General features: G+C 66.6%; 20 protein-coding genes and 1 tRNA gene. 12 read left to right on the top strand and 9 right to left on the bottom strand.

Features of this window, described 5'->3' with window-relative positions; translation table 11 throughout:
• The first annotated feature begins 502 nt into the window (after positions 1-502).
• From ACFRAH_RS23610 to ACFRAH_RS23590, 5 genes are all read left to right on the top strand, one after another.
• On the top strand, positions 503-2,071 hold the full coding sequence (locus ACFRAH_RS23610; protein WP_377993331.1) for an NCS1 family nucleobase:cation symporter-1: 1,569 nt from the start codon (positions 503-505) through the stop codon (positions 2,069-2,071).
• Between the two features lie 11 nt (positions 2,072-2,082).
• On the top strand, positions 2,083-2,826 hold the full coding sequence (locus tag ACFRAH_RS23605; RefSeq protein WP_377993330.1) for an aspartate/glutamate racemase family protein: 744 nt from the start codon (positions 2,083-2,085) through the stop codon (positions 2,824-2,826).
• Positions 2,827-2,905: 79 nt separating this feature from the next.
• A complete protein-coding gene (locus ACFRAH_RS23600) occupies positions 2,906-3,667 on the top strand; it encodes an SDR family oxidoreductase (protein ID WP_377993329.1) in 762 nt (253 codons plus the stop codon).
• A 167-nt stretch (positions 3,668-3,834) separates the two neighbouring features.
• Complete coding sequence (locus ACFRAH_RS23595) at positions 3,835-4,848, top strand: endonuclease domain-containing protein (protein ID WP_377993328.1); 1,014 nt, start codon at positions 3,835-3,837, stop codon at positions 4,846-4,848.
• Between the two features lie 190 nt (positions 4,849-5,038).
• Positions 5,039-6,517: a cation:dicarboxylate symporter family transporter gene (locus ACFRAH_RS23590; RefSeq protein WP_377993327.1), complete on the top strand. Its 1,479-nt coding sequence runs from the start codon at positions 5,039-5,041 to the stop codon at positions 6,515-6,517.
• Positions 6,518-6,684: 167 nt separating this feature from the next.
• Here ACFRAH_RS23590 and ACFRAH_RS23585 read toward each other — a convergent pair whose 3' ends face one another.
• From ACFRAH_RS23585 to ACFRAH_RS23575, 3 genes are all read right to left on the bottom strand, one after another.
• Positions 6,685-7,077, bottom strand: coding sequence for a sterol carrier family protein (locus ACFRAH_RS23585; RefSeq protein ID WP_377993326.1), 393 nt, complete (start codon positions 7,075-7,077; stop codon positions 6,685-6,687).
• A 26-nt stretch (positions 7,078-7,103) separates the two neighbouring features.
• A complete protein-coding gene (locus ACFRAH_RS23580) occupies positions 7,104-8,120 on the bottom strand; it encodes an asparaginase (protein ID WP_377993325.1) in 1,017 nt (338 codons plus the stop codon).
• A 93-nt stretch (positions 8,121-8,213) separates the two neighbouring features.
• A complete protein-coding gene (locus ACFRAH_RS23575; protein ID WP_377993324.1) occupies positions 8,214-9,791 on the bottom strand; it encodes a molybdopterin-dependent oxidoreductase in 1,578 nt (525 codons plus the stop codon).
• Between the two features lie 117 nt (positions 9,792-9,908).
• Between ACFRAH_RS23575 and purD the strand changes: the two genes are divergently transcribed.
• Both purD and ACFRAH_RS23565 read left to right on the top strand, forming a co-directional pair.
• Positions 9,909-11,237 (top strand): phosphoribosylamine--glycine ligase, encoded by a 1,329-nt coding sequence (gene purD / locus ACFRAH_RS23570; protein WP_377993332.1) that lies wholly within the window; start codon positions 9,909-9,911, stop codon positions 11,235-11,237.
• Complete coding sequence (locus ACFRAH_RS23565) at positions 11,234-12,178, top strand: phosphoribosylaminoimidazolesuccinocarboxamide synthase (RefSeq protein ID WP_377993323.1); 945 nt, start codon at positions 11,234-11,236, stop codon at positions 12,176-12,178. The genes purD and ACFRAH_RS23565 overlap by 4 nt, the downstream gene beginning before the upstream one ends.
• 65 nt (positions 12,179-12,243) lie before the next feature.
• On the opposite strand, the gene ACFRAH_RS23560 is transcribed toward ACFRAH_RS23565, so the two are convergent.
• Positions 12,244-13,506: a helix-turn-helix domain-containing protein gene (locus ACFRAH_RS23560; protein WP_377993322.1), complete on the bottom strand. Its 1,263-nt coding sequence runs from the start codon at positions 13,504-13,506 to the stop codon at positions 12,244-12,246.
• Positions 13,507-13,639: 133 nt separating this feature from the next.
• Between ACFRAH_RS23560 and ACFRAH_RS23555 the strand changes: the two genes are divergently transcribed.
• Together ACFRAH_RS23555 and ACFRAH_RS23550 are read left to right on the top strand one after the other, a co-directional pair.
• On the top strand, positions 13,640-13,873 hold the full coding sequence (locus ACFRAH_RS23555; RefSeq protein ID WP_377993321.1) for a hypothetical protein: 234 nt from the start codon (positions 13,640-13,642) through the stop codon (positions 13,871-13,873).
• A 102-nt stretch (positions 13,874-13,975) separates the two neighbouring features.
• A complete protein-coding gene (locus ACFRAH_RS23550; protein WP_377993320.1) occupies positions 13,976-14,329 on the top strand; it encodes a hypothetical protein in 354 nt (117 codons plus the stop codon).
• 60 nt (positions 14,330-14,389) lie between these two features.
• Here the strand turns inward: ACFRAH_RS23550 and ACFRAH_RS23545 are convergent.
• The 5 genes from ACFRAH_RS23545 to ACFRAH_RS23525 form a co-directional block, all read right to left on the bottom strand.
• A tRNA-Pro gene (locus tag ACFRAH_RS23545) sits at positions 14,390-14,466 on the bottom strand.
• Between the two features lie 83 nt (positions 14,467-14,549).
• Positions 14,550-16,376: an ABC transporter ATP-binding protein gene (locus ACFRAH_RS23540; RefSeq protein WP_377993319.1), complete on the bottom strand. Its 1,827-nt coding sequence runs from the start codon at positions 16,374-16,376 to the stop codon at positions 14,550-14,552.
• Entirely contained in the window at positions 16,373-18,190 is a 1,818-nt protein-coding gene (locus ACFRAH_RS23535) for an ABC transporter ATP-binding protein (RefSeq protein WP_377993318.1), read from the bottom strand. Before ACFRAH_RS23535 ends, ACFRAH_RS23540 begins: the two co-directional genes overlap by 4 nt.
• Positions 18,191-18,310: 120 nt before the next feature.
• Positions 18,311-19,258: a metallophosphoesterase gene (locus ACFRAH_RS23530; RefSeq protein WP_377993317.1), complete on the bottom strand. Its 948-nt coding sequence runs from the start codon at positions 19,256-19,258 to the stop codon at positions 18,311-18,313.
• Between the two features lie 2 nt (positions 19,259-19,260).
• A complete protein-coding gene (locus ACFRAH_RS23525; RefSeq protein WP_377993316.1) occupies positions 19,261-21,591 on the bottom strand; it encodes a transglycosylase domain-containing protein in 2,331 nt (776 codons plus the stop codon).
• Between the two features lie 37 nt (positions 21,592-21,628).
• Between ACFRAH_RS23525 and ACFRAH_RS23520 the strand changes: the two genes are divergently transcribed.
• The 3 genes from ACFRAH_RS23520 to ACFRAH_RS23510 are packed head-to-tail and all read left to right on the top strand — an operon-like array spanning position 21,629 to position 23,247.
• On the top strand, positions 21,629-21,784 hold the full coding sequence (locus ACFRAH_RS23520; protein WP_003797879.1) for a DUF4177 domain-containing protein: 156 nt from the start codon (positions 21,629-21,631) through the stop codon (positions 21,782-21,784).
• A 1-nt stretch (position 21,785) separates the two neighbouring features.
• The gene (locus tag ACFRAH_RS23515; RefSeq protein WP_377993315.1) at positions 21,786-22,319 is read left to right on the top strand and encodes a RidA family protein; all 534 of its coding nucleotides are present in this window, start codon (positions 21,786-21,788) and stop codon (positions 22,317-22,319) included.
• A 16-nt stretch (positions 22,320-22,335) separates the two neighbouring features.
• Positions 22,336-23,247 (top strand): NUDIX hydrolase, encoded by a 912-nt coding sequence (locus ACFRAH_RS23510; RefSeq protein WP_377993314.1) that lies wholly within the window; start codon positions 22,336-22,338, stop codon positions 23,245-23,247.
• Positions 23,248-23,584 lie beyond the last annotated feature (337 nt).

Raw genomic sequence — 23,584 nt, 5'->3', positions numbered from 1 at the left:
TGCGCGCCGGCACGCTGCAGGAGACTGCGCATGATGTATTGGGCACGCTCCGTGCCCTGTTCCCTGATCAGCGCATCCAGGGACTCAACCCACTCAGCGGTCTCTTCCGGATCACGATCAGGCAGCTGGTTAGTCAACCCGCTGAGGATATGGGAGGTATCTTCTCCTGCAGCCACGGCAGCCTCGTTTCATCTTTGAATGTTGGGCTCATGTTTTCGTATTGTGAGAAAACATTCTTGCCATTCGAGATTATCTGGCAGGCTGGATTGCGGTCAAACGAAGACGGGCGGGTTCGGTGGAATCCGGCCCACGAGTGCCCGCCCTGCGGATTGTGACCGCGCGCGGAGGTAGGGGCATCTTGACCCAGGGGTGATGCAGGTCATACCCTTATTTCACCATTCAACAAGTTTATTTCGCGATGTGGAATAACAGCAGATTGCGGACGGCCTATCGTCCGCTCGAGGGCTCACCACCGCGAAAATCCCAGAAACTGGAGATCCAGATGCAAACGACTCCCCCAGTCGGCGTCGAAGCGGCTCCCGCTCCGACAGCGCCGTCGGGCCAGCATGTTCACCAGGCCGAGGCGACAGACGCCCTGTGCCATACGGCCAGCGCCGCCACCGGCCTCGACATCAGCCCGGCGCTGTACAACGCCGACCTCGCACCCACCAAGCGGCAAGGGCGCCGCTGGACGGGGTACAGCATTTTCACCCTGTGGGCGAACGACGTGCACAGCCTCGGAAACTATGCGTTCGCCGTCGGGCTCTTTTCCCTGGGCCTTGGCGGCTGGCAGATCCTGATGGCCCTGGGCATCGGCGCCGGCCTCCTGTTCATACTGCTCAGCTTCTCCGGCTTCATGGGCCAGAAAACGGGCGTTCCGTTTCCCGTCATGAGCCGCATCAGCTTCGGCATCCGCGGCGCCCAGCTCGCCAGCCTGATCCGCGGCGCGGTGGCGGTGGCGTGGTTCGGGATCCAGACGTTCCTTGCCTCGGTGGTGCTCCGGGTCATGCTGGTGGCCATGGTTCCGTCCCTCCACGAGCTGGACACGAACTCCATCCTCGGCCTGTCCACGCTCGGCTGGATTTCCTTCGTGGCCCTGTGGATCGTGCAGCTCGTGATCGTCAGCTTCGGCATGGAGATGATCCGCAAATACGAGGCATTCGCCGGACCGGTCATCCTGCTGACCATGGTCCTGCTGGCCATCTGGGTCTTCACCGAGGCCCAGGGCTCCATCCAGTGGACCGGCATCCGCGGCCTCGAGGGCGGCGAGATGTGGCGGACCATTTTCGCCGGCGGTGCCCTCTGGGTGTCCATCTACGGAACGTTTGTCCTGAACTTCTGCGACTTCACCCGCTCCGCTGTTTCCAAGAGGTCGATCGTCCGCGGCAACTTCTGGGGCATCCCCATCAACATGCTCCTGTTCGGCGCCATCGTAGTGGTCCTGGCCGGCGGGCAGTACAAGATCAACGGCACCATCATCGAAACGCCGTCCGACATCGTCCAGAGCATCCCCAACACCCTGTTCCTGGTGCTGGCATGCCTCGCAATCCTCATCCTGACCATCGCCGTGAACCTCATGGCCAACTTCGTTGCCCCCGTGTATGCCCTCACCAACCTGTTCCCCAAGCGGCTCAACTTCCGCAGCGCGGCCTGGGTGAGCGGCACCATCGGCCTGGTCATCCTGCCGTGGAACCTGTACAACAACCCGCTGGTGATCGTGTACTTCCTGGGCGGCCTCGGTGCCCTGCTCGGCCCGCTGTTCGGCGTTGTTATGGCCGACTACTGGCTGCTCCGCCGCGGAAAGATCAATGTCCCCGAGCTGTACACCGGGCACCCGGGCGGGGCCTACTTCTACAAGAAGGGCGTCAATCCGCGGGCCATCATCGCGCTGGTGCCGGCGGCCGTGCTGGCCATCCTCGTCGCGTTCCTGCCTGTCTTTGAGCCGGCGGCGCCCTTTGCCTGGTTCTTCGGCGCCGGCGTCGCTGCACTCAGCTACTACGTCATTGCCGACCGCACGCAGCGGTTTGAGGACGTCGACGGCGAGGCCATCGCCGTCGCCAGCACCCACTAGGAGGACACCCCATGCGAATACTCGTCGCGAACGTCAACACCACCCAGTCCATGACCGACTCGATCGCCGCCCAGGCGCGCAGCATCGCGGCGCCCGGTACCGAAATCGTAGGGATCACGCCGCGCTTCGGCGCCGACTCCTGCGAAGGTAACTTTGAGAGCTACCTGGCCGCGATCGCCGTGATGGACCGGGTGGTCAACTACCCCGAGCCGTTCGACGCCGTCATCCAGGCAGGCTACGGCGAGCACGGCCGGGAGGGGCTGCAGGAGCTGCTGGACGTGCCCGTCGTCGACATCACCGAGGCGGCGGCCAGCACGGCCATGTTCCTGGGCCACAAATATTCCGTGGTCACCACCCTGGACCGGGCCGTGCCGCTGATCGAGGACCGTCTGAAGCTGGCCGGCCTCGACGCCCGCTGTGCTTCCGTACGGGCCAGCGGAATGGCCGTGCTGGAACTGGAGGAGGAACCGGACCGGGCAGTCGAGGCGATCATCAGCCAGGCGCTGCTCGCCGTCCGGGAGGACAAAGCCGAGGTCATCGTCCTGGGCTGCGGGGGCATGGCGGGCCTGGACGAGCAGATCCGGCAGCGCGCCGGCGTGCCGGTGGTCGACGGCGTTGCGTCCGCCGTGACCATTGCCGAGTCTCTCGTCCGGATGCAGCTCTCCACGTCCAAGGTCCGGACGTACGCCACCCCGCGGCCCAAGACTGTCATAGGCTGGCCGCTGGCGGCGAACGGCGTTCCCGCCACCGCCTAAGATCCCAACAGCCGCCCGGTTCCCAACAGCCGCCCGGTTCCCAACAACCGCCGGGTTTCAGCAGCACAGGAGAAGCAGCATGACCGTTCCACCCACTCCGGCCCGCGTCGCCGTCGTCACCGGCGCCGGTTCCGGCATCGGGCGCGCGGTTGCCCGACAAATGCTGGCGGACGGTTACCGGGTGGCCCTGGCGGGCCGGCGTGAGCCGCAGCTGCTGGAAACCGCGGACGGGCATCCGGAGGCGCTTGCGGTGCCGTGCGATGTCACCGTGCCCGACGACGTCGAGCGCCTTTTCGCCGCCGTCCTCGGGCGCTGGGGCCGGGTGGACGTCCTGTTCAACAACGCCGGCGTCTTTGGCCCGGCGGCGTCCGTGGACGAGATCAGCCTGGCGGATTGGGAAGCAACGGTGGCCGTGAACCTGACCGGCTCGGTCCTGTGCGCCGGCGCGGCGGTGCGGGCGATGAAGGCGCAGTCGCCGCAGGGTGGACGGATCATCAACAACGGCTCCATCTCGGCGCACTCGCCCCGGCCCCGCACCGTCGCCTACGCCGTCACCAAGCACGCCATGACCGGCCTGACCAAGAGCATCGAGCTGGATGGCCGGGAGTTCGGCATCACCTGCGGGCAGATCGACATCGGCAACACCGCCACGGAAATCATGGATACCATCGGGGTTGGTTCCGGGGCGCTCCAGGCCGACGGAAGCCGCAAGGTGGAGCCGATGTTCCCGGTGGAGGACGCGGCCCGGGCGGTGCTGATGATGGCCGGGATGCCGCCGTCGGCCAGCGTGGGCTCGGTGGTGATCACGGCCGCGGGCATGCCCTTCATCGGCCGCGGCTGACTCTCCCGGCCCGCCCGCCCTTCCTTCCTTCCTTCCTTCCGAGTTTTTGTCCAGATATCGCGACTTCAAGGCCCCTCAGCGGCGAATATCTGTACAAAAACTCCTCCGCGGAAAGGTCGGCCTGTGGATAACGTCCCGCAGGCCTCCTCAAGGTGCCTCAATGGAACATGACCAGATTGACGCCGCTGCCCGAGGACATCAGTAACCGGCCCTTCGCCGTTACCGAAGCGGCCGCCGCCAAAGTCCCAGGCGGCAGGCTTTTCGCCCGCGACATGCACCGCCCCAGCCGCGGCATCCGCGTGCCCAGATCCTGCGGCCCGGACCTGCCCGCGCTCGTCCGCTCGCACACTGCGCTTGATCCCGACAACTTCGCCGCCCTGATCACGGCAGCGGAGGTCCACGGCGTCCCGCTGCCGCCGTGGGCGGAGTTCAGGCCCGACGGCGGCGGGCCGGTGACCGCCGTCGTCGAACCGGTGCCAGGGGGCAAGAAAAGCGGCCCCCATTTCCGGGAACCGGGGCGGTTCCTGCACCTCTCCCGGCAAAGCGGTGAGCCGCTGCCGCGCAGGCGCGGGATCGCCGGGCACCGGCTTAAGATCCGTGAGGGCGACCTCGTTGAGATCGACGGCCTGAGGCTGACGTCGGTGGCCCGGACCTGGGTGGACCTCGGCTCCGTCCTGCCCATCGATGACCTTGTGGTGGCCGGCGACGCCATTGTGAGCGAGCACGCGAGGCCCGTCGGCCCGCCGAGGGTCGCCATGGTGCCGCTGGCCGGGCTCCGGGCGTTTGTTGACGGCGCCAACGGCATCCACGGGGTGCGGAAGGCGCGGCTTGCGCTTGATCTGCTGCGCGTCGGCGTCGATTCGCCGCCGGAAAGCAAGCTCCGCCTGCTGCTGGACGACGCCGGTCTGCCGGAGTTCACGCCCAACTGCCGCGTGGACGACGTGCTGAACAGGCCGGTCTGGACGGACCTTGGCTGCCCGCGGTTCCGGACGTGCCTCGAGTACGACGGCGAGCACCACCTCACCCCCGAACAGCAGGCACTGGATGCCTACCGGGACCAGCGCGTGATCGACGCGGGCTGGAGGCAGGTGAAAATCAACCGCGTCGACATGGGCCGCGGGCGGGACTGGGTGGTCTCGCGGGTGGGGCAGGCGCTGCGCAAACAGGGCTGGCAGCGGTAGGAGTTTTTGTCCAGATATTCGCCGCTCAAGGCCCCTGAAGTCCCAATAAATGGACAAAAACTCAAATGTGACCGGCCAGCTTAGTTCCACATCGTGAAAACTGAATTTCCTCTTGCGGAATAGTGTGACCGGGGTTACGTTGGAAGCAGACCCCGATCCGGGGCTGTTCCCAATTGATAGGTACAGATCAATGAAGATCCCAGATTCCTCGGCGCTGAAGGCGAGTTCGGCGCCGTCGAAGAAGAAGCCCCTGTATAGGTCGCTCTTCTTCCAAATTCTGATCGCCGTCGTGGCAGGTGTTCTCATAGGGCATTTCTGGCCGGACCTGGGCGCTCAACTGAGGCCGCTTGGTGACGGCTTCATCCAGCTCATCAAGATGATCATCGCGCCGCTGATCTTCCTCGTGATCGTTACGGGAATCTCAGCCGTTGGCGACGTCAAGGCGGTCGGAAGGGTAGGAGTCAAGGCTCTCCTGTACTTCACAGCGGCCACACTTTTCGCCCTGGTCTTCGGCCTGATCGTCGGCAACGTCGTCCAGCCCGGAGCCGGCCTGAACATCGATCCGAGCACCCTGTCCCAGGAGGCCCTGGACGCCAAGACCGGCCACGCCGTGCCGAAGGACGCGGCGGCCTTCATCCTGGACGTCATCCCCACGAGCGTCATCGGCGCCTTCGCCAACAACAGCCTGCTGCAGGTCCTGTTCTTCTCCGTGTTCTTCGGCGCCGCGATCGTCGTCATTGGCCGCGAGCGGTGCATGCCGGTCATCAGCCTCATGGAGACCGTCCTCGAGCTGATCTTCAAGATCATGTCCTGGATCATGAAGGTCGCCCCGATCGGTGCCTTCGGTGCGATGGCCTTCATTATCGGCCAGTACGGGCTGGACACCCTCGGCACCTACGCCATGCTGATCGCCGCCTGCTACGGGGCCGCCGTCGTGTTCATCGGGCTCCTGTTCGTCGTGGCCTGGGGCTTCGCCCGGGTTCCGCTGTGGCAGTTCCTCAAGTACACCCGCGAGGAGTTCCTGCTGGCCCTCGGCACCGCTTCCACTGAAGCCGTGATGCCTCGCATCATGACCAAGCTGACGAATGCCGGATGCTCCCGCGCCACCACCGGCCTGGTGGTGCCCACGGGCTACTCGTTCAACCTGGACGGGGCTGCGATCTATCTGTCCATCTCCCTGCTGTTCCTAGCCCAGGCCTTCGGCCACCACCTGGACCTCGGCCAGCAGCTTGCCGCCCTCGGCGTCCTGCTGCTGACCTCCAAGGGCATGGCCGGCGTTCCGGGCTCGTCCTTCCTGGCACTGTCCGCCACGGCGGCCGCGCTCGGAATCTTCCCGGTGGCGGGCGTGGCCCTGCTCCTCGGCGCCGACCGGCTCATGGACTCGATGCGCGTGGTGGTCAACCTGCTGGGCAACTGCGTGGCAACCTTCATAGTCTCCAAGTGGGAGGGCCAGTTCGACCGCAGCGTCATGGTCCGGGCGTTCCGCGGCGAGATCACCAACCACGATTCCGCCGTCATGCTCGGTGTGGAGGAGGACTTCCAGGAGCAGGAACTGGAACGGATCAGCGGGGGCGGGCAGGCTTCGCCCAAGTTCCGCGGCGGCCCGAACCCCGGTGAGATGCCCGAGTTCCAGATGAGCAGGCCGTCGGCGGCCATCAACCACGAATAACGTCAGGAGTTTTTGTACAGATAATGGCCGCTGAAGGCCCCTGAAGTCACGATATCTGTACAAAAACTCCAGAGGAAAGAAGGGGGGATCCCGTCCGGGCTGTCAGTTTCAGCCCTGGCGGGATCCTGCCGCGTTTGGCTGGGCCCGCTCCGGGTCCGGCGGGAAACTCAGAGGGGGAGCAGCGCCGACAGGTCCGCGCGCAGGCCCGAGGCGGCCACGCGTCCCGCACTGACGGCGTCCGCCCAGCTCAGCCGGCCCGTCACCATCGCCAGCCAGGTGGCGGCGTCGCACTCGATAACGTTCGGGGGAGTGCCGCGCGTGTGCCGCGGACCCTCGACGCACTGGGTGACGCCGAACGGCGGCACCCGCACCTCCACCGAATTCCCGGGCGCGCGGGCGGTGACCTCCTCGAGCGAGTACCGGACCGCCGTCGCAATCACCGGGCGGGGGACGGCAGGGGCGGCAAGGGCAGCGTCCGACGGCGGGATGGCACCTGCCGCCCATTCGTTCAGGGCCGCCAGGCCGTCCGCAGGGTCAATTCTGCGGCGCGCAATTGCCACCGGAGCCTCCTTGAAAAGCTAAAAGTCTAATCCAGCAGCGCCGAGACGGCATGGCCGAGGCGGATCTTGCCCACGGGGCGGCCGCCGCCCAGGACCGGCTCCACCACCTTCTCAAGCACGCTGGACACGCCAGGAATGTCGACGGCACCGCAGGCCGCCAGCAGCGTCAGGCCGACGAGAGAGGTGGCCCGCAGGTTGCCGTCGAGCATCTTGAGGGCTACGGACACCCCCTGTGACGTGGCCATGACCAGGATGCCCTCGGCGCCGATCTTGGCGATGACGTCCAGCTCCTCCATCACGACCGTGTTGGCTTCGCCCCTGCCCTGGACCGCCCACGGGTAGTCCAGCATGGAGGTCGCGATCGTGGCGGCACGGGCGTTGGAGGTCTTGTCGGAGGGGGCCTTGGCGAGCAGGGAGTAGGCGCGGGCCAGCCCGGTCAGCGAGATGGCGGCAACCGGAGCCCCGCAGCCGTCGATGCCCAAGTGCGCGATCCGCTCGCCCGAATACTCCTCGATCACAGTGCGGATGCGCTGCTGCAGCGGGTGGTTGGGCTCCAGGTAGCTGTGCGTGTCCCAGCCGTTTTCGGTGCAGGCCCACAGGAAAGCGGCGTGCTTGCCCGAGCAGTTGAAGGCCAGCCGGGACTTGCCCCGCTCGGACCGGGTGAGCCAGATGCGGGCCGTCTCGTCCTGCGGCCAGGCGGCAGGGCACTGCAGCTGGTCCTCCTTGACGCCGGCCGCCTTGAGCATGCCTTCGACGACGTCCATGTGGTCGAGCGAGCCGGTGTGGCTGGCGCAGGCGAGGGCCACCTGGGCTCCGCGCAGCGGAACGCCCGACTGCATGGCCGCCAGCGCCTGCAGCGGCTTGAGTGTGGACCGGGCCAGGATGGGGGTGGTGATGTCGCCCAGCTGGGTGACCACATGGCCGTCGGCGGCAAGTACCACGGCCGCCCCGATGTGGCGGGACTCCACGAATCCGCTCCGTTCAACCACGGCGAGTTCGACGGCGTCATCCACAGTGAACGTGGCGTGCGAATTTAGGGCCATGGGCCAAGTCTATGGTGCTGCAGGAGCATTCCCCGGGAGCTTTCCGCGGCTTTTGGCGGGATAATACGCGCGGCCGGGGTGCCGCTGAACGGCCTATTCAACCGTGACCATGACCGACTGCCAGCCGGAGGCGCCGTCTGGCACCGGATCGGCACGCTGCTCCGTTTGCAAAGAGCCGGTCCCGTCCGTGGCGCGCACCCTGATGTAGTGCGGGCCGGGCTTGGCGTCCCAGGTGAAGGACCACTGGCGCCACGTGTCCACGGACGCCTCATCCGAGAGCACGGCGGAAGCCCAGTCACCGCCGTCGATCTGCACTTCCACCCCGGTGATGCCCCGGGTCTGGGCCCAGGCGGTGCCGCCGACGGCCACCTTCCCCGCCGGCACTGTGGCGAAGGACCTGGGCACCTCCACCCGGGCCATCGTCTTGATGGGGCCGCGCTCGGACCAGCCGCGCTGGGTCCAGTACGCCTTGCTGTCGGCGAAGCGCGTCACCTCAAGGTCCACCACCCATTTTGTGGCGGACACGAAGCCATACAGTCCGGGAACCACCATCCGCACCGGGTAGCCGTGCTCCAGGGGCAGCGGTCCGCCGTTCATGCCGATGGCCAGCATGGCGTCGCGATCATCCTGCAAAACCTCCAGCGGCGTGGAGGCGCTGAACCCGTCGACGGAAGTGGAGAGCACCATGTCAGCGCCGGCAGTTGGCCTGGCCCGCTTGAGCACCTCCCGGACGGGGAGCCCCAGCCACCGCGCGTTGCCGGCGAGGTTGCCGCCCACCGGGTTCGAAACACAGGTGAGGGTCACATGCGACTCGATCAGGTCGGCGTCGAGCAGGTCCTGGAACCTGAGCCGGACTTCCTGCTCCACGAGCCCGTGCACCCGCAATTCCCACTCGTCCGCCTTGATCTCCGGAACGCTGAGGGCGGTATCGATCCGGTAGAAATCCTTGGCCGGCGTCAGCCACGGCGTGACGCCCGGCGTGCCCGACTGGACCCCGGCGGGCACCGCGGTCGCGGGGCGGGCCGGCGCCGGCAGCCGGAGGGACTCGCGTGCCTGCGCAACATTGCTGCGTGCGGCGCTGAGCAGCCGGCCCCCGGTGCCGGCAATGCCCGCGGCGGCGGCCGCCAGGCCGGTGGCGGCAAAGAAGTCCCGCCGGGAGGTGGCCGGGCGTTCGGGCTCCTTGGCCGCCACGTCGGCCGGCGAATCGGGAAAGGCCTGACGGCGCCACAGCCGCGACACCAACAGCCGCAGCACCACCAGCCCTGCCACGGTTCCGAGCAGGGAAGGCACCGCGTCCAGCGGCCTGACGCCCGCGCGGGTCACCACGCAGGCCACGATCACCGCGCCCATGAACAGCACGCCGGCGGCGCCCAGCGCCCACCGCCGGTAGGCCACCACGCCCAGCACGCAGGCCAGCACGAAGACTGTCAGGCCCATCCCGGCGAAGAGCGCGGCCTTGTCATTGGTTCCGAACGTGGCAATCGCGAAGTCCTTCAGCCACGGCGGCGTGAAGTCGATGAACGTCGAGCCCAGGGCGACCAGGGGAGCGGCGCGGGCCGTAAAGAAGGCCCCCGCCAGTTCCGCAACGGAAAGAACGACGGCGGCCGCGGCCACCCCGGCCAGGGCCGCCAATGCGGCCGGTCCCCTGAACCACCTCATGAGCTTCTTCATGACCTTGGTTCGTAGCGGCGCGCTGCCCGGATGGTCCGCGGACCGAGGGGCGGGCCGCAACTGAGGGCGGGTCACAGCTTAGGAGCCTGCACGGTGCACAAAGTACCCTTGGAGACTGTGAAGGTACTCGTTATTGGCCCCGGTGGCCGCGAACACGCCATTGTCCGTTCCCTCCTTGCCGACCCCAACGTTTCCGAAGTCCATGCGGCTCCTGGCAACGCCGGCATCAGCAAGCTCGTCCCCACGCACGCCATCAACGGGAACGATCCGGACGCAGTGGCGGCGCTCGCCACCCGGCTCGACGTTGACCTGGTGGTTGTCGGTCCCGAAGCTCCCCTCGCCGCGGGCGTATCCGACGCCGTGCGCGACGCCGGCATTCCGGTGTTCGGCCCCAGCAAGGCGGCCGCCCAGCTCGAGGCCTCCAAGGCTTTCGCGAAGCAGGTCATGGCCGAAGCCGGCGTGCCCACGGCCATGGCGCTGGTGGCCGCCAACGCGGATGAGGCAGCCGCAGCGCTGGATACCTTCGGCGCACCCTACGTCGTCAAGGATGACGGCCTCGCCGCCGGCAAGGGCGTTGTGGTCACCAACAACCGGGACGCCGCCCTTGCGCACGCCCAGAGCTGCTTCGATGCCGACGGCACCGTGGTCATCGAGGAGTTCCTGGACGGCCCCGAGGTCTCCGTGTTCGTCCTGTGCGACGGCCGCAACACGGTGGCCCTGTCCCCGGCCCAGGACTTCAAGCGCATTTACGACAACGACGAAGGCCCCAACACCGGCGGCATGGGCGCGTACACCCCGCTCGACTGGGCTCCGGACGGCCTGGTCCAGGAAGTCATCGACCGCATCGCCCAGCCCACCGTGGACGAGATGGCCCGCCGCGGCACCCCGTTCGTGGGCGTCCTGTTCGTCGGCCTGGCGCTGACCAAGCGCGGCACGCGCGTCATCGAATTCAACGTCCGCTTCGGCGACCCCGAAACCCAGGCTGTCCTCGCCCGGCTCAAGACGCCGCTCGGTTCCCTGCTCCTGTCAGCCGCCAAGGGCGAACTGGACCAGGCAGAAGAGCTGCGCTGGTCAAAGGACACGGCAGTCGCCGTCGTCGTCGCCTCCGAAAACTACCCGGACACCCCGCGCACCGGTGACCGCATCCGCGGGCTCAAGAAGGTGGACGAGCTGGACGGTGTCCACGTGATCCACGCCGGAACCAAGCTCGACGACGAAGGCAAGGTCGTCTCCGCAGGCGGCCGTGTGCTGGCCGTGGTGGCGCTGGGCTCCGACCTCGTGGAGGCCCGGGAAAGGGCGTACGACGGCGTGGAGCTGGTTCAGCTTGAAGGCGCCCAGTTCCGCACGGATATAGCAGGCAAGGCCGCACGCGGCGAAATCAAGGTGTCGTCAGCCGTTGCAGCCCCTGCTGTCCAGGCCGGCCCCGCCTCGGAACAGAAGGCATGACAGTGGCTGAACAGGAAAGCCCCCGCGGCCTGGATATTGCCCACGCCGAACTGCCCGGCTGGAACCACGTCTACTCGGGCAAGGTCCGCGACCTCTACGTCCCGGCCACCGACGCCGTCAATGAGCAGTTCGGGCAGGAATGCGTGCTGGTGGTGGCGAGCGACCGCATCAGTGCCTACGACCACGTGCTCAGCAGCGAGATTCCGGACAAGGGACGGATTCTGACCCAGCTCAGCCTCTGGTGGTTCGAGCAGCTGGGCGTTGAGCACCACGTCCTGGCGTCCACGGTGGAGGAGGGCGTTCCGGCCGCGGTCGAGGGCCGGGCCATGATCTGCAAGAAGCTGGACATGTTCCCGGTGGAATGCATCGCCCGCGGTTACCTCACCGGTTCCGGACTCGTGGAATACCGGCAGTCCGGCACCGTCTGCGAGATCCCGCTGCCGGAAGGCCTGGTTGACGGATCCCGCCTGGAGCACGCCATTTTCACCCCGTCGGCCAAGGCCGAGGTGGGCGAACATGACGAAAACATCACCTACGACGCCGTCGTATCCATGGTGGGCGACGACATCGCCGCGCGCCTGAGTGAACTGACCCTGCGCATCTACACCAAGGCCGAGGAGATCGCCCGTGAACGCGGCATCATCCTGGCTGACACCAAGGTTGAGTTCGGCTACGACGTCGTGGAGGGTGCCATCACGCTGGGCGACGAGGTCCTGACCCCGGACTCGTCCCGGTTCTGGGACGCCGCCACCTACGAGCCCGGCAAGGCGCAGCCCTCCTTCGACAAGCAGTTTGTCCGGGACTGGCTGACGTCCGCCGAATCCGGCTGGGACAAGGCTTCCGACACACCCCCGCCGGCCCTGCCCGCGGACATCGTGGACCGCACCCGGGCCCGTTACGTCGAGGCCTACGAGAAGCTGACCGGCCGCACGTTCAGCTAGCTGCTGGCTCATAAACAGCAAAAGGCGCCCTCCTCGGAGGGCGCCTTTTGTTTGGGTGTTTGCTGTCAGCTGGCCTCAGCCGCGGCGGCGCGGCGCTGGGCGAGCCGGATCTCCAGCACGGCGTCGAGGGCCTGCTGGACCCGGTCCTGGGCGCCCGCGGCGCTGAATGCCTTCTGCGCCTCCTCCAGGTAGGCCAAAGCCTCATCGAGTTCGCCTGCAGCCTTCAGGGACTTGCCGAGCAGCAGCGAGACCTCGCCGGCCGTGTGCTTGCCCAGGTCGGCGCGTTCGGCGTGGATGTCACGCAGCTTCTGGACGGCAGCGACGATATCGCCGGTGAGGTAGAGCCAGCGGGCGCGGATGAACGCGACCTCCAGCTGGTCCGCCTTGTTCCCGCCGACGATGGACAGCGCGAGTTCGGCGCGTTCGATCGCGGACAGGGTCTCCGGCTCAACGATGCCGGAGGAGAGGCGGACCGCAGCGGAAGCCTTGTTGAAGCGGGCCCAGAGCTCGATGTCGTTGGCCGGGGAGAGCAGCTTGGCTGCCCGCTCGTGGTGCTTGATGCCCTCCGGGTAGTCGTGCCGCATGAACGCGACGTTCCCGATCACCCACGCCACCTCGCCGGCGAGCTGGGACATCGAGTGCTCGTCCATCTGCTCGTTCATGTCCTGGCAGTACTTCCAGGCCTCGTCCAGCCGGCCGCTCTCCGCCAGCGCCCCGATCAGCGCGCGAAGCGCGCCGATGATCAGCGTTGATCCCTTGGGCAGCTGTGCGCACAGCTCCACGGCCTTCTCGGCGTGTTCGACGGCGGTGCTCAGCTGGCCCTGCCCGTGGCACAGGGCGGCGAGCATCTGGCGCGCCCGGACACCGAGGCCGGCCGATTCGGTGGCCATGGGGTGCTCCGACAGGTGCTCCATGATTTTCTGGCATTCCTTGAGCTGGCCCTGCTTCATGAGGCATTCGGCCTGCATGTAGGTCATGTTCCACCAGGCGCTGGTGTTCTTGCCGTCCAGGGCGATCCGGGCCGCGTTGGCGGCGTGCTCGGCCGCCAGGGCGTAGTCGCGCAGGTCCCAGGCCTGCCGCGCGTAGAGTCCGGCCAGGACGTATTCGGCGTCGCTGACCGAGATGGGCTGGCTCCACGCCTCGAGCGCCTTGGGCGCGAGCTCCAGCCTGCGGGCGAGCTCTTCGATGACGTCGGCTGTGGGTTCCCGCCGCCCGGTTTCCAGCAAGGAAATGTAGCTGGGGGAGTACAGGTCCTTGCCCAGTTCGGCCTGGGTCAGTCCGCGTTCCAGCCGCTCTGCGCGGAGCTTCTCCCCGAATCCGTTACCCACTGGGGTTTCCTCCTATTCCGGACAGCCTTTGTACAGAATGCTTGACACCCTCTGTGGAAAACATTTTACAATGTATGTCAACAAGGACTGTGCTGGCTTGGTAACGAATCCGATCGTATTGAGGAACTCTCACATGTTGAAGAAGATAGCAGCCGCTGCCGTTTTGGCGGGGGCCCTCGCATTTTCTGCTGCGGCTCCCGCCGTTCTGTCTGCCGGCTCGATCGCGGACACCGCGGGCACCTCGGTTGCCATTGGCAACTGGCCGGATCCCATGAGGGTCAAGGACGTGAACAAGACCAATATCGGCAATTGGCCTGACCCCATGGTGTCAGAGACCACCATTGGCAACTGGCCCGATCCCATGTAAACAGCTTCCATGAGGACAACGGCCCCGGAACATGCACACATCATGTTCCGGGGCCGTTTTTCTACCCTAAAACAGCAGCACCGTAAACAAGGAGTGGGGACCATGACACGGAGAGTGACCGACGGCCAGCAGCGGGCCTTTTTCCTCTGGACCATCGCCGGCACGTCGCTGATCGTGGCGGCCGCCGCCGGTGCCGCCGTGGTTGAGGTCTTCCAGGGAACGGCCGACGCCGGGACTTTCGTCTGGGGGATGATCGGCATCGCGGCGGTGCTGGAATCGGCGGTGCTGTTCGCCGTCGGCCTCCGTTTGCGCCACCGGTACCTGAACCAGGTCCAAAGCTACAACAGCCGGGGAGACTACCTGCCGGACGATGGGTCGCACCGGCCCAGGGTTCCCCTGCTCGGCGACGGGCAGGCGACGCCCAACATCACCAACCAGAGCCTGGGCGGAAACTGAGCCCGAAAAAACTGAAGGAACAGAAAGAGGGCCTCCCCTGGGGGAGACCCTCTTTCCTTATGGTCGGGATGACAGGATTTGAACCTGCGACCTCTTCGTCCCGAACGAAGCGCGCTACCAAGCTGCGCTACATCCCGATCCGTTGCTGCGAAAGCAACTGAACAAGGATATCCGATACTCGGCCCACATGTGAAATCGAGGCCCGGAGGCGCCGCCCTGCTCAGACCAGCGAGTCCTTCCAGGCACTGTGCAGCCGGGCGAAGCGGCCGTTGCCGCCGATCAGGTCGTCGGGTGTTCCGTCCTCCACCACCTGTCCGTCGTGGACCACGAGCACCCGGTCCGCGGTCTCCACGGTGGACAGCCGGTGCGCGATGATCAGCGCGGTGCGGGCGGTCCCGTCCATGCCGCGCAGCAGCCCGGCGAGTCCGCTCTGCACGAGCCGCTCGGAGGGGATGTCCAGCGAGGACGTGGCCTCGTCGAGGATCAGCACCGCGGGCCGGGCGAGGAAGGCGCGCGCGAAGCTGATCAGCTGGCGCTGGCCGGCTGAGACGCGGCCGCCGCGCTTGTTGACGTCGGTGTCGTACCCCTCCGGGAGTTCCAGGATGAACCCGTGCGCCCCCACGGCCCTGGCTGCGGCCTCGATCTCCTCACGGGGTGCGTCCGGCCGGCCCAGGGCGATGTTGTCCGCCACCGAGCCGCTGAACAGGAAGGCCTCCTGGGTGACCATCACGATGTTCCGCCGCAGGTCCGCGGTGGCCAGCTGCCGGACGTCGACGCCGTCGAGCATCACCGAACCCGCCGAGACGTCATAGAAGCGCGCGATCAGCTTGGCCAGGGTGGATTTGCCGGCCCCGGTCTGGCCCACCAGCGCCACGGTCTGGCCCGCCGGAATGGTGAGGTTCAGCGCCGGGATGACGAGCGGGCCGCTGCCGTACCGGAACTCGACGTCGCGGAACTCGACGGCGCCGCGGGCGTCGCGGAGTTCCACGGCGTTCCGCGGGGGCCGCACCGTGGGAACCTCCTCGAGCAGCCCGGAGACCTTCTCCAGCGCAGCCTGCGCGCTCTGGAAGGAGTTGTAGAACATGGCCATCTGGTCCACGGGCTGGAAGAAGCGCTTCGTGGAGAGCATCAGGGCCAGCAGCACGCCCACGGCCAGGTCGCCGGTCAGCACCCGGAAGCCGCCGAACAGCAGCACGGCGGCGACGCAGACGTTGCCGATCAGCACCAGGCCGGGCTGGAAGACGCCGTTCAGGTTGATGGAGCGGACGGTCGCCTGGCGGTAGTCCTCGGCGAGTTCGCCGTAGCGTGCGGCGTTCTCGCGCTCCTTGCGGAAGGCCTTGACGGCTCGGATGCCGGTCATGGTCTCGATGAAGTGCACGATGAGCCGGGCCGAGACCACCCGGGACTGGCGGAAGGCGATCTGCGAGTGCTTTTGGTACCAGCGCGCCAGGAAGAACATGGGCACGGCCGCGGCCAGCACCACCAGCCCGGTGCGCCAGTCGAGGGCGAACACGGTGACGGCGGTGAACACCATGAAGAGTGCACCCGAGGCGAGCGAGCTGACTCCTGAATCCAGCAGTTCGCGCAGCGCTTCCAGGTCCGAGGTCTGCCGGGCGATGATCCGGCCGGAGGTGTACTTTTCGTGGAATTCGAGGCTGAGCCGCTGGGTGTGGCGGAACACCCACAGCCGCAGGTCCAGGAGCATGGTCTGGCTGAGCTTCGCCGTCGAGGTCACGTACACCGCCGTCAGCCCGGCGGCGGCCAGCGCCGTGATGAGATATGCGACGCCGGTCAGCACCAGCGGGAGGCTGTTGCCGGTGCGCAGGGCGGGCAGCGCGTGGTCGATGCCGAAGGCGATCAGTGCCGGGCCGGCCACCCGGGCCGCCTGGGACAGGACCACCGTGGCGATGGTGAGCCAGAACCGCAGCCGGACGGGACGGATCAGGGACGCCAGCAAGGCGAGCGACCGGCGTCGTACTGCTTTGCTGTCGCTCCTGCTCAGGTTGGCATTGTCCTCATTGGCAGTGCCGAAGGCTGTGGCGCTCACCGGCTGACCTCCTCTGCGTCGTCGAGGGCCGACAGTTCGGAGTCCAGGTCGCGGGGCTCCGTTTCCAGGCTCGCGATCACGTAACGGTAATGGCTGTTCCCGGCCAGCAGTTCGGTGTGGGTTCCGACGGCGGCGATGCGGCCGTCCTCCAGCAGCGCCACCCGGTCGGCCAGCGCCACGGTGGACGGCCGGTGGGCGACGATGAGCGTGGTGGTGCCGGCCAGTACTTCGCGGAGGCGGTTTTCCACGAGCTCCTCGGTGTTCACGTCCAGGGCAGACAGCGGATCATCGAGGACCAGCACGCCGGGGCGGGCCGCGATGGCCCGGGCCAGGGCGAGGCGCTGGCGCTGGCCGCCGGACAGGCTGAGGCCCTCCTCGCCGATGAGGGTGTCCAGCCCATCGGGCAGCGAATAGGCGAAGTGCGCCTGCGCGGTGTCCAGGGCCTCCGCGAGGATTTTCTCCCGGACGTCGGCGTCTCCGGACCGGACGCCGAGCAGCACGTTGTCGCGCACCGAGCTGGAAAAGAGGGTGGTGTCTTCGAAAGCCACCGCCACGAGGGTGCGGAGCTCCTCGATGCTGAATTCCCGGAGATCCACGCCGTCCAGCGTGATGGAACCCGCCGTGACGTCGTAGAGCCGTGGCACGAGCTGCAGCAGAGCGCTCTTGCCGCTGCCGGTGATGCCCACCAGCGCCATGGTCTCGCCCGGACAGATGTTTAGCCGGACGTCCTTCAGCACCGGTTTGTCCGGGGCGTCGTCGAACGCGAACGTCACGTTATTGAAGCTCAGAGCCCCTGTAACCTCGGCCGGACGGCGGGCTTCGGCCGCGCCGGTGATGGTGTTTTGCGAATCCATGACCTCGAAGTGCCGGTCCAGCGCCGTCTTCGCCGTCAGGGCCATCGCCAGCAGCATGCCGGAGAATTCCACGGGCGCGGCGATGACCGCGGCGGTGGCGAAGAAGGCCACAAGGGAGCCGATGCTGAGCTGGCCGCCGGCGGCGAGCAGAATGCCCGTCACCAGGCCTGCCCCCAGTGCCAGTTCGGGAAGGAGCGTCACCACCATGCTGAACACTGCCTGGTGCCTGGCCTTGGCGATCTCCGTCTGGCGCAGTTCCTCGGCCTGGCCGTTGAAGGTTTCCAGCGCTTCACGGCTGCGGCCAAAGGCCTTCAGGACGCGGATGCCGTGGACGGATTCCTCAACGGTGGTGGCGAGGTCGCCGGCCTGGTCCTGGCTCCGCCGGGCCACCTTGCTGAACCGGGTCCGGAAGCGGAAGCCATAGACCATCACGGGACCCGCGGCGGCCAGGAAGATCAGGGCCAGCTGCCAGCTCATGGTGAACATGACGACGACGCCGATCACCACAGTCAGGGTGGTCACCACCAGCATGATGGCCCCGAAGGCCATCCAGCGGCGGATGAAGTTAAGGTCCGTCATGGCGCGGGAGAGCAGCTGGCCCGAGCCCCAGCGGTCATGGAAGGCGACGGGGAGGTCCTGGAGGTGGCCGTAGAGTGAAACCCTCATGCGGGTCTCCACGGTGGTGGCCGGGTTGATCACGAAGGTGCGGCGCAGGGCAACCAGCAAGGCTTCGGCGACACCCAGGGCCAGGATCAGGCCGGCCGAGCTCCACACGGCTCCGGCTGTGGCCCCGGGCCGCAGGGAATCATTGATGAGCACACGCAGCACCTGCGGGATGGCCAGGGCAACCACACTGGCCAGGAGAGCGGACAGCAGGCCCATGATCAGCCGCGGCAGGACCGGCTTTACATGCGGATAAAGACGGCTGACGGATCGAAAAAATGAACTCTGCTTGGCCATGCCCGCTTCTTGAACTGATGTAGTTTCCCGTAGCAACTACCCTATGCCAAAGCGGGCACCCTTCACAGGTGACGGGTCACCGGAGGACCAACAGCTCCCCGGAGATCCCGGGCGCACCCCTCAGGCGCGCGGGGTGAGCGTCAGCAGGACGGCCTCGGGCCTGCAGGCGATACGGACCGGCGCAAAGCGTGAGGTGCCGATCCCGCCCGAGACGTTGACCGGCGTCGTACGTCCATTGCTGCTCCAGTCATGGAGCCCCTTGGCCCGCCAGGTGGGGAGGTCGCAGTTGGCGACGACGGCGCCGTACCCCGGGATGCACAGCTGGCCGCCGTGCGTGTGGCCGGCCAGGAGCAGGTCCGCGCCGTCCTCGGTGAAGTGGTCCAGGACCCGCTGGTAGGGGGCATGGATGACGGCGACGCGCAGGTGGTCCTTGGCGTTCTGGCCCCTGGTGCCGCGCGGCCAGCCGGCATAGCGTTCCCGGTTCAGGTGCGGATCGTCCACGCCCGAGAAATCGAAACGCATGCCGTTCAGGACCACGGACTGGTGCCGGTTGGTCAGATCGATCCAGCCGCTCATGCCGAAGCCGGACCGGAGCCGGGGCCAGTCAAGCTCTTCCCGGTCTGGCGCCGCCTTCGAGGGCCCCACGAGGTAGCGGGCGGGGTTCCTCAGCTTGGGGGCGTAGTAGTCATTGGAGCCGGGAACAAACACGCCCGGAAACTCCAGCAGCGGCGCCAGTGCGTTCAGGAGCGGGTCCACGGCCTTGGGGTGGCTGAGGTTGTCACCGGTGTTCACCACCAGGTCCGGCCGAAGAGCAGCGAGCGACTGCAGCCACTCCACCTTGGCTTTCTGGCCCGGAACAAAGTGGATGTCGCTCAGGTGCAGGATGCGGAACGGTGCCCTGCCCTCGGGGAGGATCGGGACGGTCTCCTCACGGAGCACGAACTGGTTCTTTTCCCACAGCCCGTAGGCCGTGGCGGCGAGAGCGGCAGCGGTCCCGGCGCCGGCAGTTACGGCAAAGCCGCGCCCGATGCTACGGACGCGGCCTGCCACGCGTGAGAGGTCAGCCACGGTCAGCCGTTCCCCTTTTTGCCGTTGCCGTTGCCGTTTCCGGCGTTTCCGCCGGTGCTGCCGCCGGTGTTGCCTCCCGTGTTCCCGCCGGTGTTGGCGCCTGTGTTGCCGCCCTGGGAGGGGTTGTCCGGCACCGTGGGCTGGAACTGCGGCGTGCCGTAAAGCAGGTTCGACGGCGGTTCGGGGAAGGGATCTGTGCCGTAGCCGGGCGCGATCTGCGACATGAAGTTCGAGAACATCGGCCCGGCGATCATGTAGCCGTCGATGCCGGTGTAGAACTTGCCGTTGACCGTGATGTTCTGGCCAGCCCGGTTCTGGGCTCCGAGCGGATCACCGAACCAGGCGGCCGTCGCCAGGCCCATGGTGTGGCCTACGACCCAGGTGGAGCCGTTGTTGTTGGACGTACCGGTCTTGGCTGCGATCGGGAAGTTGGTCTGCGTGGAGATCCGCGGCTGGATCAGGGAGCCGGAGCCCTCGTTCAGGACCTTCTGCAGGGCGTAGTTCACGCCGCGCGCCACCTCGGGCTTGAGGGCATCCCGGCAGGCCGGGGACTGCGCCGGCAGCTGTGCACCGGTCTGGTCCGTCACCGACGTGATTGCGATCGGGGCGCAGTATTTGCCGTCATTCGCGAAGGTGGCGAAGGCCGTGGCCATGGTCAGAGGAGCGGTCTGCGTGGAGCCCAGCAGGTTACCCAGCGTGGTCATGGTGATGCTCGGATTCGCATCGACAATCGCGTTGGTGTCCTTGTCGCGGGTCGGCAGGCCGCCGTGCAGCCCGACGGCGTCCACGACCTTCTGGATGCCACATAGGTCAACCTGCGAAGCCGAGGCGAACGTTGCGGTGTTGATGGAGTTCTTCAGGCCATCGAGCACCGTCATGTTCCGGTAGTAGCCGTCTTCGGCATTCTGCAGATCATCGGTGCCGTTGGTGCTGTCGTACCAGCCGACCGTGGGTGTCTCACAGGTGTTCTGCCACGGGAAGTTCTGCGGGTACCGGCGCTGGGCGGCGTTGACGATGGTGTTCATCGACTTGCCTTCATTCAGCCACTCGGCAAACGTGAACGGCTTCATGGTGGAGCCCGGCTGCGCGCCGCCAAGGCCGTTCAGGTCATTGCCCTGGTCGTCGTACTGGTCAACACTGAAGTTGATCTGGGAGTCGAACTTGCCCTTGCCCGCAAACCACGAGGTGTTCTGGGCCATGTTGGTGATCTTGCCCGTGCCCGGCTCGACCGATACCAGCGCTGCACCCCACTTGTCCGGGTTCGAGCCGGCAGCGGCATTCACCTGGTCCTGGGCAACCTTCTGCGCCTTTGGGTCCAGGGTGGTCTTGATGGTCAGGCCGCCGCGGAACACCTTCTTCTCGCGCTCGGTGGCATCCGCGCCGTAGGCCGGGTTGTTCAGCAGGAGGTGCAGCACGTAGTCACAGAAGTAGGGGGCCGTGGGGGAGTAGGCACAGCCCTGCCGCGCCGGGGTCACCTTCGGCTTGACCGGGGTGGCGACGGCGGACGTGTACTGGGCCTTGGTGATCTTGCCATGGGTGAGCATCGCGCTCAGCACCAGGTCCCGGCGCTTCTTGGCGTTGTCCGGGTTGGTGATGGGATCGAAGGCCGACGGGCTGTTCACCAGGCCGGCCAGCAGCGCGGCCTGAGGCAGGGTCAGGTCCTTGGCGGTGGTGCTGAAGAAGAACTTGGAGGCGGCCTCAATACCGTACGCATCACGGTTGAAGAAGACGATGTTCAGGTAGCCCTCAAGGATCTGCTCCTTGGTGAATTTCTTCTCCAGGGCGATCGCGAGCTTCATTTCGCGGAGCTTGTCGCCGACGCCCTTGTTAACGCCGTTGAGCTTGATCTGGTCCGACTTGTCCTGCGCCTCGAGGTTGGCGTTGAGGACGTTGTTGACGTACTGCTGCGTGATGGTGGAGGCACCCTGCTTGTTGCCACGCGCGGTGCTGACCAGGGCGCGGAGGATGCCGGTGGTGTCCACGCCGCCGTGTTCATAGAACCGGCTGTCCTCAATGGAGATCACCGCGTCCTTCATGAACGGGGAGATCTGCTCCAGCGGAACGCGGGTGCGGTTTTCCGTGTACAGGTTGGCGATCACGCTCCCGTCGGAGGCCAGGACCTTGGTGGACTGGCTGGGCGGGTCCACCTGCAGTTCAGCCGGCAGGGTGTCAAAGAATTCGATCGAGCCGCTCGCAGTGCTGCCTGAGACGGCGGCTGCGGGAACCAGCAGGCCGGCCACGAGGACGCCACAAATAGCGCTCACGCCAAGGAAGCCAAGAATCTTACCGAGGGTGGTGGCCGTGTCGAATATGGGGTTCTTACGAGTCGCCATGTTCTCCAGTTTACCGGCAACGATTAGGCTTTATTTCATGACCAAATGGGAGTACGCCACGATTCCGCTCATCATCCACGCCACGAAGCAGATTCTTGACCAGTGGGGAGACGACGGCTGGGAGCTTGTCCAGGTAGTTCCCGGACCCGACGGCAACGGCCTTGTCGCCTACCTTAAGAGGGAGAAGCAGTAGCATGACCACCCCCCAGGAAACCGCTTCCAGCGCTGAAACGGCGCCATCGTCCGCCGTCGAGCAGCGTCTTGCTGAGCTGGGACTGACCCTTCCGGAAGTTGCCGCGCCCGTCGCCGCCTACGTGCCGGCCGTCGTCTCCGGCAACCACGTTTACACCTCCGGGCAGCTGCCGTTCATTAACGGCAAACTCGAAGCTACGGGCAAAGTGGCCGCCGGCAGCGAGGGAACCTCGGACGAACCGACTGTGTCCCCGGAAGACGCCAAGGCGTACGCCGCCGTCTGCGCCGTGAACGCCCTGGCAGCGGTGAAGAGTGTCATCGGCGACCTCGACCGCGTCACCCGCATCGTCAAGGTTGTGGGCTTCGTCTCCTCCGAACCTTCCTTTACCGGCCAGCCCGGCGTCATCAATGGCGCGTCCGAGCTCCTGGGCCGGGTCTTCGGTGACGCCGGGCAGCACGCCCGCTCCGCCGTCGGCGTTTCAGTCCTGCCGCTCGACTCTCCCGTGGAAGTCGAACTGATCGCCGAATTCAGCTAGGGAGCAGTCGGTTCCTTTGCCTCACCTAGCACGCCGGCTGTTTGTTCTTCCCCCCGATCTTGAAGGGGCGGCACGCAGCTGGCTCGAACACGGGGAACGCACTCCGCGCGCACCCCGTTTCGCTTCGTCCGTGGTGCTTCTCCGGGACTCACCCACCGGCCTGGAAACCTGGCTCGGTTACCGTCCCGGGGAATCCCCGCTGGGCGTCGTTGCCTTTCCGGGCGGATCCCTGGACACCTCCGACGACGACCCCGTCGGCTGGCTGGGGCCTGCGCCCCAGCACTGGGCCGAGCAGATGGGAACGGACGACGTCGGACTCGCCCGCCGCCATGTGGTGGGCGCCGTCCGCGAACTGTTCGAGGAAACCGGCGTGCTGCTGGCCGGCCCGGACCTGTCCTCCACCGTGGAGGCGACGTCCACGGCCGACTGGATGAGGGCCCGGGAAGCGGTGGCATCGCAGGAATGGTCGTTCACCGAGATCCTGGCCAAGCGCGGGCTGTCCATCCGCACCGACCTGCTCAAGCCGCTCGTGAACTGGCTCAGCCCTGACTTCGCGCACCGGCGCTTCAACACCCGCTACTTCGCCGCCACCGTGCCGATGAACCAGCAGCCCTCCCTACTGGAGAGCAAAGGCGTCTGGGGGCGGTGGGTGTGCGCCACCAAGGTGGTGGCCGAACGGGACACCACCACCCTGGGCGACGAGGTGGGCCAGGAGAACACCGCCGGCCTCACCCTCGGCCAGCTCATGGTTCCAGGCTCTGAGATCATGCTGGAAAAGATGGCCAAAGCCAACGGCTGCATCGCCTACCTCAGCTACAAGCGCACCCCGCACGTCTACCAGCCCCGGCTCGTCGACGAAGACGGCACTCTCATGCTCGAAGTCGAGGCAGCCAAAACGGTAGCCGGAGAGCCCCAGCGGGAACGCTGAACCTTCGCCGTCTCTTATGGTTCCGTCCGCTTGGGTTGCGTTCGCTTTGGTCACCTTCACCGGGCGGCAGCCCTTCGCCGTCGCTTAGACACGGGTCATGGGGCTTCCTGCGGTCGCTGAGCGACCTCCGGACCCCGATGCCCCGTGATGCGCTCCTACCCGAAGGCCCGCAGCACGGCTCGTGCGTATCTCCCCCAACGCTTCCTCAGATCCCGTCGCCTTTTCCCCGACGCTTCCTCAGATCCTGAACTGCTCCCCGGAAGTTGGACTTAGATATTCAGTTCCGACTTGTGGGGAGCAGTTTTATGCGTGCGTCTAGTTCGTTGTCAGAGGTCCA

Source organism: Arthrobacter sp. NPDC056727 (assembly GCF_042790555.1).
Lineage (GTDB): Bacteria > Actinomycetota > Actinomycetes > Actinomycetales > Micrococcaceae > Arthrobacter.
The sequence above is the reverse complement of the archived record's forward strand: the minus strand, read 5'-3'. Positions and strand labels throughout refer to the sequence as shown.